At 70.3% G+C, this 14465-nt stretch carries 13 protein-coding genes; 7 read left to right on the plus strand and 6 right to left on the minus strand.

Annotated features, from left to right (window positions below; translation table 11 throughout):
* Positions 1-38 precede the first annotated feature (38 nt).
* From JL100_RS08555 to scpB, 7 genes are read left to right on the plus strand one after another with little or no spacing between them, the layout of a single operon-like run.
* Entirely contained in the window at positions 39-1250 is a 1212-nt protein-coding gene (locus tag JL100_RS08555; protein WP_202682469.1) for a deoxyguanosinetriphosphate triphosphohydrolase, read from the plus strand.
* Entirely contained in the window at positions 1250-3007 is a 1758-nt protein-coding gene (gene argS, locus JL100_RS08560) for an arginine--tRNA ligase (protein ID WP_202682468.1), read from the plus strand. The genes JL100_RS08555 and argS overlap by 1 nt, the downstream gene beginning before the upstream one ends.
* The gene (locus JL100_RS36500) at positions 3004-4044 is read left to right on the plus strand and encodes an SPOR domain-containing protein (RefSeq protein WP_267133606.1); all 1041 of its coding nucleotides are present in this window, start codon (positions 3004-3006) and stop codon (positions 4042-4044) included. Before argS ends, JL100_RS36500 begins: the two co-directional genes overlap by 4 nt.
* Entirely contained in the window at positions 4031-5104 is a 1074-nt protein-coding gene (gene nagZ / locus JL100_RS08570) for a beta-N-acetylhexosaminidase (protein ID WP_202682467.1), read from the plus strand. The genes JL100_RS36500 and nagZ overlap by 14 nt, the downstream gene beginning before the upstream one ends.
* On the plus strand, positions 5104-5790 hold the full coding sequence (locus JL100_RS08575; RefSeq protein ID WP_202682466.1) for a site-2 protease family protein: 687 nt from the start codon (positions 5104-5106) through the stop codon (positions 5788-5790). The genes nagZ and JL100_RS08575 overlap by 1 nt, the downstream gene beginning before the upstream one ends.
* 6 nt (positions 5791-5796) lie before the next feature.
* Entirely contained in the window at positions 5797-6555 is a 759-nt protein-coding gene (locus JL100_RS08580; RefSeq protein ID WP_202682465.1) for a segregation and condensation protein A, read from the plus strand.
* Entirely contained in the window at positions 6552-7130 is a 579-nt protein-coding gene (scpB, locus tag JL100_RS08585; protein ID WP_202682464.1) for an SMC-Scp complex subunit ScpB, read from the plus strand. Before JL100_RS08580 ends, scpB begins: the two co-directional genes overlap by 4 nt.
* Positions 7131-7261: 131 nt before the next feature.
* Here the strand turns inward: scpB and JL100_RS08590 are convergent, their stop codons facing one another.
* The 6 genes from JL100_RS08590 to JL100_RS08615 all read right to left on the minus strand — a co-directional run bounded on the left by JL100_RS08590 (position 7262) and on the right by JL100_RS08615 (position 14405).
* Positions 7262-8323, minus strand: coding sequence for a zinc-binding metallopeptidase family protein (locus JL100_RS08590; protein ID WP_202682463.1), 1062 nt, complete (start codon positions 8321-8323; stop codon positions 7262-7264).
* Between the two features lie 133 nt (positions 8324-8456).
* Positions 8457-9239, minus strand: a complete 783-nt coding sequence (locus JL100_RS08595) for a heme ABC transporter ATP-binding protein (RefSeq protein ID WP_202682462.1) — start codon at positions 9237-9239, stop codon at positions 8457-8459.
* Entirely contained in the window at positions 9236-10285 is a 1050-nt protein-coding gene (locus JL100_RS08600; protein ID WP_202682461.1) for a FecCD family ABC transporter permease, read from the minus strand. The genes JL100_RS08595 and JL100_RS08600 overlap by 4 nt, the downstream gene beginning before the upstream one ends.
* Complete coding sequence (locus JL100_RS08605) at positions 10282-11160, minus strand: heme/hemin ABC transporter substrate-binding protein (RefSeq protein WP_202682460.1); 879 nt, start codon at positions 11158-11160, stop codon at positions 10282-10284. The genes JL100_RS08600 and JL100_RS08605 overlap by 4 nt, the downstream gene beginning before the upstream one ends.
* Complete coding sequence (locus tag JL100_RS08610) at positions 11157-12257, minus strand: hemin-degrading factor (protein WP_202682459.1); 1101 nt, start codon at positions 12255-12257, stop codon at positions 11157-11159. The genes JL100_RS08605 and JL100_RS08610 overlap by 4 nt, the downstream gene beginning before the upstream one ends.
* A 3-nt stretch (positions 12258-12260) precedes the next feature.
* Positions 12261-14405, minus strand: coding sequence for a TonB-dependent hemoglobin/transferrin/lactoferrin family receptor (locus JL100_RS08615; protein ID WP_202682458.1), 2145 nt, complete (start codon positions 14403-14405; stop codon positions 12261-12263).
* Positions 14406-14465 lie beyond the last annotated feature (60 nt).

Here is a 14465-nt window from a genome sequence, read left to right on the forward strand (position 1 = left end):
GATTGAAATATGAACCGCACTATCGGTAGTGTCCGGGCATGATCGCCGATCAATCCCTTCTCCGGAACGCCGAACCGGGACCGGCCGCCTATGCGTGCCGACCGGAGCTTACCCGCGGCCGGCTGAAGCCCGAGCCGGAGAGCCCGACGCGGTCGGTATTCCAGCGCGACCGCGACCGCATCATCCATTCCGGCGCGTTCCGCAAGCTGAAATACAAGACGCAGGTCTTCGTCTACCACGAGGGCGACTATTACCGCACCCGCCTGACCCACAGCCTGGAGGTCGCCCAGATCGCCCGCTCGGTCAGCCGCACCCTGGGCCTGAACGAGGATCTGGCGGAGGCGGTGGCGCTCGCCCACGACCTTGGCCACACCTGCTTCGGCCATGCCGGGGAGGAGGCGCTGAACGAGGCCATGAAGCCCTATGGCGGCTTCAGCCACAACGACCAGACGCTGCGTATCCTGACCCGGCTGGAGCGCCGCTACGCCGAGTTCGACGGGCTGAACCTGACCTGGGAGACGCTGGAGGGCGTGGTCAAGCACAACGGCCCGCTGCTGCCCGAGCTTCCCGGCCATACCCTGCCGACGACGATCCGCGAGTTCCAGCAGGAGCTGGACCTGGAACTGGGCACCAATCCCGGCATGGAGGCGCAGGTCGCGGCGCTGGCGGACGACATCGCCTACAACAACCACGACATCGACGACGGGGTGCGGGCCGGCCTGTTCACGCTGGAGGAGATCGCGGAGCTGCCGCTTCTGGGCGGCATCATCCGGGGCCTGCATGATCGCTATCCGGGCCTGGACCGGACGCGGCTGGTCCACGAGACGATCCGGCGCATGATCGACCACATGGTGACCGACCTGATCGCCGAGACCCGGCGGCGGATCGCCGAGGTCAGGCCGTGCTCCGCCGCCGAGGTGCGCTCGGCGCCCCGCGCCATGGTCGCCTTCAGCGACGGGATGCGCGAGCATGATCGGGTCTTGCGCGGATTCCTGAAACAGCGCATGTACCGGCATTACAAAGTGAACCGCGTCACCAGCAAGACGCGGCGCGTGGTCTCCGAGCTGTTCTCGCTGTTCATGGCCGAGCCGGAATGCCTTCCGACGGAGTGGCAGGCCGACCTGGCCGCGTTGGGCGGCAACGACGAAAGATCGCGCGCCCGGCTGGTGGCCGATTATATTGCAGGCATGACCGATCGCTTCGCCCTGGCGGAGTACGAGCGGATGTTCGACATGGAATCCAAGACCTGATGAATCTGTTCAACGAGTTCGCCAAAGACCTTCGCGTCATCCTGGATGACCTCGCGGCACGCGGGCAGCTTCCGGGCGGGCTCGACCTGTCCAAGGTGACGGTGGAGCCGCCGCGCGACGCCTCCCACGGCGACCTGTCCACCAACGCCGCCCTGGTCCTGGCCAAGCAGGCAGGATTGAAGCCGCGCGAGATCGCGGACATGCTGGTGGAGCGGCTGAAGGGCTTGGCCGACGTCGTCTCGGTCGAGATCGCGGGACCCGGCTTCGTGAACCTGCGCCTGTCCGACGACACCTGGCGCCAGCGGGTCGGCGACATCCTGGTGGCGGGCGTCACCTACGGCAACAGCAGCGTGGGCGCCGGATCGGCGGTCAATGTCGAGTATGTCTCGGCCAACCCGACCGGCCCGCTGCACGCGGCCCACGCGCGCGGCGCGGTGGTCGGCGACGCGCTGGCGTCCCTGCTGGAGAAGGCGGGCTACACCGTCACCCGCGAATACTACATCAACGACGCCGGAGCGCAGGTCGAGGTGCTGGGCCGCTCGACCTACCTGCGCTACCGGGAGGCGCTGGGCGAGACGGTCGAGATCCCGGCCGGCATGTATCCCGGCGAGTACCTGAAGGACGTCGGCGCCGAGCTGGCCGAACGGGACGGGCCGAAATGGCTCGACGCTCCCGAATCGGAATGGCTGCCCGCCGTGCGCGACTTCGCGATCGAGCGGATCCTGGCCGGGATCAAGGACGACCTGGACGCGCTCGGCGTGCGCCGCCAGGTCTTCTCGTCCGAGCGGAACCTGATCGCCAGCGGCGCGGTGGAGGACGCCTACCAGTCGCTGGTCGACCAGGGGCTGATCTATACCGGCGTGCTGGAGCCGCCCAAGGGCAAGAAGCCCGAGGACTGGGAGCCGCGCCCACAGACGCTGTTCCGCGCCACCCAGTTCGGCGACGACGTGGACCGTCCGCTGAAGAAGTCGGACGGGAGCTGGACCTATTTCGCCAACGACATCGCCTACCATCTGGACAAGTTCCGCCGGGGCAGCCCGATCCTGATCGATGTGCTGGGCGCCGACCATGGCGGCTACGTCAAGCGGATGCAGGCGGCGACCACGGCGGTGACCGGCGGGCAGGGCTCCCTGGATGCCAAGATCTGCCAGCTGGTCCACCTGCTCCAGAACGGCGAGCCGGTCAAGATGTCGAAGCGCGCGGGCACCTTCGTGACCCTGCGCGACGTGATCGACCAGGTCGGCCGCGACGTGGTCCGCTTCATCATGCTGACCCGGCGCAACGACCAGACGCTGGAGTTCGACTTCGCCAAGGTGACCGAGCAGTCCAAGGACAACCCGGTCTTCTATGTCCAGTATGCCCATGCCCGCTGCTGCTCCGTGCTGCGTCACGCCAAGGAAGCCGATCCGGCGCGCAGCCTGAGTTCCGACGACTTGGCGGCGACGGCCAACCTGTCCCGGCTGGAGGCGCCCGAGGAGCTGGCGCTGGTCAAGCTGATGGCGAACTGGCCGCGCATCGTGGAGTCGGCGGCGCAAGCCCACGAGGCGCACCGCGTCGCGTTCTATCTCTACGACCTCGCGGCGGCCTTCCACGGATTGTGGAACAAGGGCAAGGACGACACGACCATGCGTTTCCTGCTCGATGAAGACCCTGAGCTGACCACCGCCCGGCTGGCGCTGATCAAGGCGGTGTCGATCGTGATCGCATCCGGTCTGGGTGTGATGGGAGTGGAGCCTGTCGAGGAACTGCGCGGATGAGCCAGTACGATCGCCGAGACCCCTACGGCCGGGACGACCATGGCCCGGAGGGCGATGGCCGGGACGAATATGCCGCGGGCGACGGTCCCGACGCCGAGGATGCCCGGTACATGCCCCGCGACCTGCGGGTGGAGCCGCGGGTCTACCAGCGCGGCTCCTACCGGCCCAACCCGGACGCCCAGCCCGCGCGGGGCCGGCGCCGGCTGCTGGCGCCGATCCTGGCCGGCGTGGGGCTGGTGCTGTTCTTCGCCATCGTCTGGCTGACCTATACCGGCGGCCAGGACGGCGCCACCGACGGCGGCATGCCGCTGATCAAGGCCGACGGGTCCCCGGTCAAGATGCGCCCGGACCAGCCCGGCGGCATGGCCGTGCCGCACCAGGACAAGCTGATCTACGACCGGCTGAAGGCCGAGACCGGCAATACGGAGACCGCGGCGGTCGAACGGCTGCTGCCCCCGCCGGAATCGCCGCTGCCGCGCCCCGAACCCCCGCAGGCGGCGCCGGAGCCGGTCCCGCAGCTTCCGCCGGCCGCGACTGGCGCGCCGGTGCCGCTGTCCCAGGACATGGCGGCGTCGGAGCAGCCGGGTCTGGTCGAGGACGAGGGGCCGGCGGAGGAAGTCCCGCCCGCCGCGATCCCGGCGCCTCCGCCGCCCGTGGCCGCCGCTCCGGCACCGCCGCCGGCGCCGGCTCCCGCGGCGCGTCCGGTGCCGCTTGCTCCGCCGCCGGCACCCCCGCAGACGGCGGCCCTGCCGCCGCCGGCAGCGCCGGCGCCCGCGGCATCTTCGGGCGGGGGCGGCTTCCGTCTCCAGATCGCCTCGGTGAAATCCGAGGAAGGCGCGCGGGCCGAGTTCCAGCGGCTCCAGCGCCGCCATCCCGAGATCCTGGGAGGGCTGGGCGTCAACTATGTCCGGGCCGACCTGGGCGCCAAGGGGATCTATTACCGGGTGCAGGCCGGGCCGGTGGACGAGGCCCGCGCCTCGTCGATCTGTTCGTCGCTGAAGGCCCAGAGCGTCGGGTGCATAATTGTCCGCCAGTAAGTCCGTTCTCTCCGGGAAGCGTCCCGCCGCCGTCGTCTATGGCTGTGCCGGCCTGAGCCTGAGCGAGGAGGAACGGGAGTTCTTCCGCCTCGCCGATCCGTTCGGCTTCATCCTGTTCCGCCGCAACTGCCAGTCCCGCGATCAGGTCCGCGCCCTGGTCGCGGAGTTGCGCGCCTCGGTCGGCCGGGCCGACGCGCCGGTGCTGATCGACCAGGAGGGCGGCCGGGTCGCGCGCATGCGCCCGCCGGAATGGGCTGCCCATCCGGCGGCCCGGCGGATCGGCGACCTGGCGGTCGGCGACCCGGAGGCGGGGGCCGAGGCCGCGTGGCTCAACGCGCGGCTGCTGGCCGCGATGCTTCACGAGGTCGGCATCACGGTCGATTGCGCGCCGGTGTGCGACGTGCCGGTGGACGGCTCGCACGACGTGATCGGTGACCGGGCCTTCTCGGACGATCCGGAACTGGTCGCGAGCCTGGCCCGGATCTCCTGCACCGGGCTGCTGGACGGCGGCGTGCTGCCGGTGATCAAGCACCTGCCGGGCCATGGCCGGGCGCTGTGCGACAGCCACCTGGAGCAGCCGCTGGTCGAGGCGGGCCGGGCGGAGCTGGCGCGCAGCGACTTCCTGCCGTTCGAGGTGGTGTCGGACATGCCGCTGGGCATGGTCGCCCACGTGGTCTACCGGGAGTTGGACCCGGTCGACCCCGCGAGCACGTCGCGCATCGTCATCCAGTCGGTGATCCGGGAGCAGATCGGCTTCGACGGGCTGCTGTTCTGCGACGACCTGTCGATGGAGGCCCTGGCCGGCACCGTCGCGGAGCGCGCCGTGGCGGTCCTGGAGGCCGGCTGCGACGTGGTCCTGCACTGCAACGGCAGGCTGGAGGAGATGCGCGACCTGCTGGGCGTGGTGCCGCCGCTGACCGACGCCGCCGCCGTCCGGTGGGAGCGGGCGCTGACCTTCCTGAAGCCGCCGGGGCGGGGCGACGTGGATGCCATGCGCGAGCGGCTGGACGGGCTGCTGGAGGGCGATGCCCTGGATCCCGGCGCGGACCTGGTGGCCTGATGCCGGATATCGGGCAGTTCCTGTTCGACGCGTCGGTCTGGGTGATCCCGGTCATCGTGGCGATCACCTTCCACGAGGCGGCCCACGGCTATGTCGCGTGGAAGCTGGGCGACGACACGGCGAAGGTGCTGGGGCGGGTGACCTTCAACCCGCTGCGCCATGTCGATCCTTTCGGCACGGTGGTGCTGCCCGCGATCATGTATTTCACCACCTCGTTCCTGTTCGGCTGGGCCAAGCCGGTTCCGGTCAATTTCAGGCGGCTGCGCAACCCGCGCTACGGCATGGTGCTGGTGGCGCTGGCGGGGCCGGCGATCAACATCGTCCTGGCCTTCTTCTCCGCCTGGGCGCTGCGCTGGGTCGGGCTGCTGCCGGACGAGGCCCTGCTGTGGGTCCAGCAGAGCCTGGTGATCGCGGTCCAGATCAACGTGATCCTGGCGGTCTTCAACATGATCCCGCTGCCGCCGCTGGACGGCGGCCGGGTCGCGGTCGGGCTGCTGCCGCGCCAGCTCGCGATGCCGATCGCCCGGATCGAGCCCTATGGGCTGTTCATCCTGATCGGCGTGCTGTTCATCCTGCCGCTGATCGGGACCCAGCTCGGCTATAACCTCAGCGTGCTGCCCTGGCTGCTGGGGCCGCCGGTCGAGTATGTCATCCGGCTGCTCGGCCTGGTGACCGGGCACGGCTGACGCCCCATGGCCGACCAAGCGATCCTGGAAGCGGAAGGGCAGCTCGTCCTCGACCTCGACGGGTACGAGGGGCCGATCGACGTGCTGCTGACCCTGGCCCGCGACCAGAAGGTGGACCTGACCCGGATCTCCATCCTTCAGCTCGCCGACCAGTACCTGGAGTTCGTCGCCGAGGCGCGGCGCATCCGGCTGGAGCTGGCGGCCGATTATCTGGTCATGGCGGCGTGGCTGGCCTACCTCAAGTCCCGGCTGCTGCTGCCCGAGCAGGACGAGGAGGAGCCGAGCGGCGAGGACCTTGCCCAGGCGCTGGCCTTCCAACTCCAGCGGCTGGAGGCGATGCAGGAAGCGGGCGCCAAGCTGCTCGACCGGCCCCGGCTGGGGCGCGACGTGTTCGCGCGCGGCGCGCCGGAGGGCATCCGGATCGTCACCCGGTCGATCTTCGACCTGTCGCTCTACGACTTGCTGAGGGCCTATACCGAGCACAAGCGGCGCGAGGAGTTCGGCACCTGGCGCATCCAGCCGACCGAGCTCTATTCGCTGGAGGACGCGCTGAAGCACCTGTCGGAGATGCTGGGCCGGCTGCCGGACTGGACGGACCTCGCCAATTTCGTGCCGGGGGCGGGCGGCGACACGCTGCTGAGCCGGTCGGCCCTGGCCGCCCATTTCGTCGCCAGCCTGGAGCTGACCAAGGCCGGCAAGTTGGAGCTTCGGCAGGAAGGCGTGTTCTCGCCCATTTATCTGCGCCGCGTGCGGTCGCCTTCATGAGTCCGCAGCTCCGATTGCTGGAGGCCCTGCTGTTCGCCTCGGCCGAACCCTTGGACGCCCGCAGCCTGGCGGTCCGGCTGGGGCAGGGCACCGACGTGGACGCGCTGCTGGGCGAACTGGCGGCGCATTACGCCGAGCGGGGCATCAACTTGGTGTGCATCGGCGGACGCTGGTCTTTCCGGACGGCTCCGGATCTGGCCGAGAAGCTGCGGGTGGATGCCGAGGTGCAGCGGAAGCTGTCGCGGGCGACCGTCGAGACGCTGGCGATCATTGCCTACCACCAGCCGGTGACCCGCGCCGAGATCGAGAGCATCCGCGGCGTCGCGACCAGCAAGGGCACGCTGGACATCCTGATGGAGGCGGGCTGGATCCGTCCCGGCAAGCGGCGCGAGACGCCGGGCCGGCCGCTGACCTGGATCACGACCGACGGCTTCCTCGACCATTTCGGCCTGGAGAGCCTGCGCGATTTGCCGAACCTGGAGGACCTGAAGGCTTCGGGCCTGCTGGACTCCCGGCCGGTGCTGGCAGCGGTTGGCAACGGCGATGCCCTGCCGGGGCGGGAAGAGGAGGGATAACGACCGTTGACATCGCCGACGGGGGTTATCGGGGTCAGACCACCATTTCCCACCAGCTTTCCTGAATGGCAGCTTTCAGGGGAAATGGTGGTCTGACCCCGATAACCCGGTTCCGGCCGATAGTCTGTCGTTCAGTGCGTCAGGTCGTGCATATAGCCCAGCTTCGCGATCACCGCCGGGGACAGGATGAACGGGTAGAGGTCGGGCTGACCCATGCTGCGGTTGAGGGCGTTGACGGCGTAGGTCAGGGGCAGCCAGTTGTCGATCAGGTCGTCGATGTCCTTCGCCTTGTGCGGATCGAAGTCCACTTCGGCCTGAAGCTCGTGGCCCAGGCGGATCCTGGGGCGGATCTTCATGCCGAAGGAGCGCGCCGTCTCCAGCGTGTCGACGATGTGCAGGTAGTGCGCCCAGGTCTCGGCGAAGTCTTCCCACGGGTGGGCCGTCGCGTAGGTGCTGACGAAGTTCTCCTGCCAGTCGGCCGGGGCGCCGGTGTTGTAGTGGGTCTGGAGCGCCTGCCCGTAGTCCGCCCGCTCGTCGCCGAACATCTCGCGGAACTTGGCGAGGCTTTCCTCGCCCGCGTCGCGGACCAGCTTGTCCCAGAAGTAATGGCCGACTTCGTGGCGGAAATGGCCGAGCAGAGTCCGGTAGGGCTCCTGCATCTGGGTGCGGCGCTTCTCGCGCTCGGCGTCGTCGGCCTCGGCGACGTTGATGGTGATCAGGCCGTTGTCGTGGCCGGTCAGCACCGTGGTCACGTTGCCGTCGGCGTCCACCTGGTCGGACAGGAAATCGAACGCGAGGCCGCCCTCCGGGTCGTCGGTCCGGTTCTTCATCGGCAGCTTCAGCTTCAGCATCGTGTAGAACAGGTGGTGCTTGGCCATCTCCAGCTTGCGCCAGCGCGCCATGTTCTCCGCGTCGGAAATGTCCGGGATGGTCCGGTTATGACGGCAGGCGGCGCAGTGCGGCTCGGCGGAATCGGCGGGGAGGAGCCAGTTGCAGGCATCCACCTCGGCGTTCAGGCAGAACTTGTACAAGGTGCCGGGGGCGCCCAGCGCGCGCCAGGCCTCGCCTTCCGGCTCCAGCGCCGTCACCTTGTTGACTTCCGGAACATAGCCCAGCCGATGGCCGCAGCTCTCGCACACCGTATTTTCGAAATAGAGCGGCTGGCCGCAGCTCTCGCATTCAAACAGCTTCATGTCACTTTCGCCTTGCCGGAAGATGCCCGCCTTCAGTCGCCCAGCAACGCTCTGGAACGCGCAGTGTTCCAAGAAATGGCAGCCATGCTTCGAAGAGATGGCCGGTCGGTCGACAATACTGCGCAATAAAGATTTAGACGGCGGGAACGATCAGCGGCCGATCCTGGTCGGCCCGCCGAGACACCAGCACGGGATGGTCGAAGGCGGCGGTCAGGCATTCCGGAGTCATCACGGTCCAGGGGGCGCCGGCCGTCAGGACGCGGCCGTCGCGCATCAGGACGACGGTGTCGGCATGGACGGCGGCGAGGTTGGGGTCGTGCAGCACCGCCATGACCGCCCAGCCCCGGCGGGCCAAGCCATGGGCCAGCCCGAGAAGCTGGGCCTGGTGGCGGATGTCCAGGCTGGAAGTCGGCTCGTCCAGGATCAGGTAGCGGGGAGAAGGGTCGGCGCCGTCGTCCAGCTGGGCCAGCACGCGGGCGAACTGGACCCGCTGTTGCTCGCCGCCGGACAGGGACGGGTAGGAGCGCTTGGCGAGGTGCAGCGCGTCGGCCGCGAGCAAGGCCCTCTCGACCGCCTTCAGGCTTTCGGTCCGGGTCGCGCGGGTCCGGTGCGGCGCCCGGCCCAGCATCGCCACCTCGCCCACGCCGAGGGGGAAGGACAGGGTGACCGACTGGGACAGCACGGCGCGCCGGCGCGCCAGCTCTTCCGGCTCCCACTCCCCCAGCGGGCGGCCGTCGAGCGTGACGGTGCCGGCGTCGGGCGCGGCCTCGCCCGACAGCAGCCGGACCAGCGACGACTTGCCGGCGCCGTTCGGCCCGAGCACCGCCGTCAGCGTCCCGGGGCGGAGATCCAGGGAGACCCGGTCCACCAGCACCCGGCCGCGGCGCCTGAGCGTCGCGTCGGTCGCCCGGATCATGACAGGGTCTCCCGCCGTCGGCGGATCAGCAGCCAGAGGAAGAACGGCCCGCCGATCAGGGCGGTCACCAGGCCGATCGGCAGCTCGGCCGGCGCCATGACGGTGCGCGCGACGATGTCGGCGAACAGGACCAGGGTGCCGCCGAGCAGGGCCGAGGCCGTCAGCAGCAGCCGGTGCCCGGCCCCGGCGACTAGGCGGACAAGATGCGGCACGACCAGCCCGACGAAGCCGATCACCCCGGCGACCGCGACGCTGGCGCCGACCGCCGCGGCGCAGACGATCACGATCCCGGTCTTGGCCGGCTCGACCCGGAAGCCCATCAGCGCCGCTTCCCGCTCGCCCAGCAGCAGGGCGTCCAGCACGCCGGCCCAGCGCCCGGCGGCCAGAACGGCGCCCAGGGCGAACGGTGCCAGGGCGAGGACCACCGGCCAGGCGGCCCCGCCCAGCGAGCCCATGGTCCAGAAGGTGATGTCGCGCATCTGCCGGTCGTCGCTGCCGAAGACCAGGTAGCCGGTCCCCGCCGAGGCGATGGCGTTGACAGCGATGCCGGCCAGAAGCAGCGTGGCGATGTCGGTCCTGCCGTCGCCGCGCGCGACCCGCTGGACCGCCAGGATAGTGAGGAGGCTGCCGGCGAAGGCTGCGGCCGGCAGGGCGAAGGGGCCGGCCAGCCCCGCGACCGCGGCCGGGACGCCCAGCACGATCACCGCGACCGCGGCCAGGGCGGCACCGCCGGAGATCCCGATCAGCGCCGGATCGGCGAGGGGGTTGCGGAACAGCCCCTGCATCATGGCGCCGCTGACCGCCAGGGCCGCGCCGACGCCGAACCCCAGCAGCGTGCGCGGCAGCCGGAGCTGAAGCACGATCGCGGCGTCCCGGGGGGCGACGTCGCCCCCGAAGAGCGCCGCGAGCACGGTTCCGGGCGACAGGGCGGAGGCGCCGATGGCGAGGCTCGCCACCGCGGCGGCGCAGGCCAGCGCCGCCAGCAGCGCCAGCACGCCCGGTTGCGCGAGGCCGGCCCGATCGTCACGCACCGGCAGGCTGGTCACGACCGGTCCGCCGGCGGCTTCGGGAACGCGTCGGCCCGGTCGGGGTGCAGCGCCCGGGCGAGATCGGCGGCGGCGCGGGGAAGGCGGGGGCCGAAACCCAGCAGGTAGAGGGTGTCCATCGCGACCAGGCGGCCGTGCCGTGCCGCCGGGGTCCCGGCGAACTGGGGCATCGCCAGGATCGCCTCGCGCCCGCCGGCGGCCTCCACCGCGTCGGACGGCAGCAGCAGCACGTCGGGAGCCGCCGCCAGGATCGCTTCGCCCGAGGCGGGTTTGTAGCCCTCGTATCCCTCCATGGCGTTGACCCCTCCCGCCAGCCGGATCATGGCGTCGGCGGCGGTGTCCTGTCCGGCCGCCGTCGGGGCGCCCCGGCCCAGGCCCATCAGGAAAAGGACGCGCGGGCGATCGGGAATCTCGGCGACGACGGCGCTGACCGCCTCCACTCCCTCGGTGATGTCACGGGCCATGGCTTCAGCCTCCTCCTGCCGGTCCAGGAACGATCCGACCGCGCGGACCTTCTCCGCGACGCCCTCCACGGTCGGCCGGTCGGGGACCATCCGGGAGGCAATGCCCAGGCTTCGGATCTGGTCGATCACCGGGGGCGGGCCGGCATTGTCGCTCAGCAGCACCAGGTCGGGGTGGAGCGCCGCGACGCCTTCGGCGGACAGCGCCCGCATGTACCCGACCTGGGGCAGCGCCCGCATGGCCGGCGGGTGCTGGCTGGTGCTGTCGACGGCGACCAGGGAATCGCCCAGGCCCAGCTCGTTGACGATCTCGGTGATGGCGCCGCCGACCGAGACGATCCGCGCGGGCGGTTCGGCGGCGGCGGCGATCGACGCCAGCACCAGGGAGAATGCCACCGGCAGCCATGTCGTCATGGCGCCGGCTCCAGCGTGGCGAGGCCGGCGACCAGCGCGCGCCAGCCTTCCAGTTCGGGTTCGGAGGGCTTGCGGCGGCCGAACAGGAAGGCGATGGTCTCCCCGGCGCCGTCGAAAAGCTCCAGCGAGGTGACGATGCCGTCGGCCGTAGGCTTCCGCACCACCCAGGCGGTGGCGATGCGGTCCTCCCGGAGATGCAGGTTGAAGCCGGGGTCCAGCACGTTCAGCCAGGGGCCCATGGCCTTGACCCGGTGGACCGGTCCGGTATGGATTTCGATGCAGCCCCGGTTGCCGACGAACACCATGATTGGCAGGCCGCTGCCGGCCGCGGACCCCAGCACCGTCGAGAACGCCGACGCCGCGACTGGGCGCGCGCGGCCCGGTCCCGCCAGCCGCAGCGCCTGGACTCGGCCCAGCCCGAAGCGGCGCAGCAGGCCGAAGAACTCGTGGGTATCCTCCAACGCGTCCCAGCCGGCATGGAAGCCCGCAAGGTCGATCCGTTCGTCCTCGGTCGGGGCGGCGGGACCCGCGGGCGGCTCGGCGTCGAAGGCGGTGGTCTGGTCGTCGGTCCTCCGTGCGGCCACCAGCCGGTCGAAGGACTCGCGGTCGCTGTTCTCGGTCAGGTAGATCTTGTGGACCGCGGTGCCGGTGCCGTCGAAGACCTGCAGGCTGAGGCGCGCGTTGCCGTGGCTGTCCTCCCGGACCATGAACAGGTGGCGCCAGTGGTTGAAGAACAGGCGCAGGTCGATGTCCGGGTCGAGCACCAGACCCATGGCCGGCCCGCAGTCGATGTTGCGGTAGGTCCCCGTCTTCTCGATGACAGCATGCTCGTTGCGGGTCAGCGCCATGACCGGGCCAAGCGTGCCGACCCCTTCCAGGAAGGTGCCCCAGTCGCCGGGGCGCAGGCGCAGGCTGATCCGGCCGCAGCCGCTGGCGACCAAGGCCGCTTCCGGCACTTCCAGTTCGAGTGCCGCGTCGCGGGCGCGGATGCCGGGGCGGTCCTTGCGCAGCACCTGCCAGCAGTCCCAGAGCAGGTCGTTGGCGGGAAGCGGCAGGCCGGGCAGGGCCTTCAGGTCGGATCGGATGTCGGGACTCATGGCTCACCACTTCACGATGGCATTGACCGCGATGGTGCGGCCGGGTTGGGCATAGCGTTCGATGCTCGTGGAGGTCCGGCTCTGGCCGGTGACGTCCTGGGGATTCCAGTAGCGCTGGTCGGTCAGGTTGAAGAGGCCGGCGTTGACCGTGAAGTTCGGCGTCACGTCCCAATAGGCCATCAGGTCCACCACCGTGGAGGAGGGCGGCTGGAAGAACCCCTCGTCGCTGACCCGCGACTTGCGCGCCGTGTAGGTCGTCGCCAGTTCGGCGCCCCAGGAATCCGCCGGATGGTCGTAGCGGATGCCGCCGACCAGCTTCAGGGGATCGACGCTGTCCACAGGGCGGCCGGTCTCCTCGTCCTCGCCCCGGGCGTAGCCCAGGCTGCCCAGCAGGGTGAAGCCGGCGCCCACCGCCCAGTCGCCGCGCGCCTCGGCGCCCCAGATCTTCACCCGCTCCAGGTTTTGGGCCTGGAAGAGCTGGAGCCCGCCGCTGGTCCCGACCACGACCTGCTCGATGAAGTCGCGGTAGCGGTTGTAGAAGCCGCTGACGCTGAAGGCGGCGGTCCCCAGGTCGCCGCGCAGGCCGGCCTCGAAGCCGTCGCTGGTCTCCGGCTCCAGGTCGGGGTTGGGCAGGACCGCGTAGCCGAAGGCCGCGTTGGTGAAGCCGATATTGGCGTCGTCGTAGGGCGGGCTGCGGAAGCCCCGGGCATACTGGCCGAACAGGGTGAAGCGGTCGTCCAGGCGGTATGTGGCGCCCAGCTTCGGCGACACCGCCGTCTCGGTCACCGTGCCGATCTGGAGCGCGCCGGGATTGAGGTTGCGGTAGGCCTGGTCCGGATCGGGGTCGAGCCGGTAATGGTCCACCCGGACGCCGGGGATCACGGAGAGCCGGCCGATCCCGATCTCGTCCTGGACATAGGCGCCGGCCAGCAGGGTCGTGCTGTCGGGGAAGGTCTTGTTGGGGAACAGCTCGCCGCCGATGAAGCGGGTGACGGCGCCGGTCACCAGGTTGGTCTCGGTCCGCTCGCGCGGGCGGGAGGTGTCGGAATAGTCGATGTCGATGCCGTAGGTGAAGGTGTTCGCCGTCCCCGCGATCTCGGCCCGGCTGACCAGCTGGACGTCCAGGCCCCAGATGTCCTGCTCGAACTCCTGGTCGGTGATGCGCAGCCGCTGCTGCCCCGCGGTCAGGCGGCGCTGGGTGCTGTCCTCGCTGCGGCCGACCCGCTGCCAGGAGAGCTGCCAGTCGATCTCGTCGATGAATCCCACCGGCGCGTCGTGCGCGTGGTCCAGGCTGAGGCGGTAGCGGTCGGTGGTGTCGCGGCCCAGGCTGTCGAGCACCGTCGCCGAGCGTTCCGATCGGATGTCCGTCCAGGTCACGGCCTTCCGAAGCTCGCCGGTCAGCTTCAGCGTGTCGTGGTCGCCGGCGTTCCAGACCAGCTTGCCCAGCAGGTTGTTGGAGAAATAGTCCTGGGGATTCGCTTCCGCCCGGCCGTTGGTCTCGACCTCCCGCCCGTCGCGCCGCGTGGCGACCAGGCTGCCCTCCAGGCTGCCGGCGCGGCCGGCCAGGGTCGCGGTGGTCGCGAGGCTGTTGTCGGCACCGTCATAGGCGGTCTTGGCGCTGGCGAAGACGTCGCGGCCGAATTCCGCCAGGTAATCCGCCGGGTCCTTGGTGATGTAGGCGACCACGCCGCCGATCGCGTCGCTGCCGTAGAGCGACGAGGCCGGGCCGCGCACGATCTCCACCCGCTTGACCGTGTCCAGGTCCACATAGTCCCGGTTGAAGGTCGGGCTGGTCGCTGGGAAGTCCGGCAGCCGCGCGCCGTCCACCTGGACCAGCACCCGGTTCCCGCCGATGCCGCGGATCGTGTAGTTGGTCAGGCCCGAGCGGGACGGGTCGCTGCCGATCGACACGCCCGGCTCGTAGCGCAGCAGGTCGCGCGGGTTGGAGACCAGCCGCCGGTCGATCTCCGCGCCGGTGATGACGGAGACGGTGCCGGGCACCTCGTCCACCGGCCGCTCGCCGCGGGTCGCCGTCACGGTCACCGGGTCGAGCCGCAGCACGGAGGCGGGCGGGTCCGCCGCCGGGTCCGGCGCGGCTTCCTGGGCGAGGGCGCCCACGGCGCCGAGAGCGACGATGCTGGTGGACATCAGGAACGTGCGGCTGAGACGGGCACCATGACCCGTCGATCCGATGCTAATGAAATTAGG

This window comes from Skermanella mucosa (genome assembly GCF_016765655.2).
Taxonomy (GTDB): domain Bacteria; phylum Pseudomonadota; class Alphaproteobacteria; order Azospirillales; family Azospirillaceae; genus Skermanella; species Skermanella mucosa.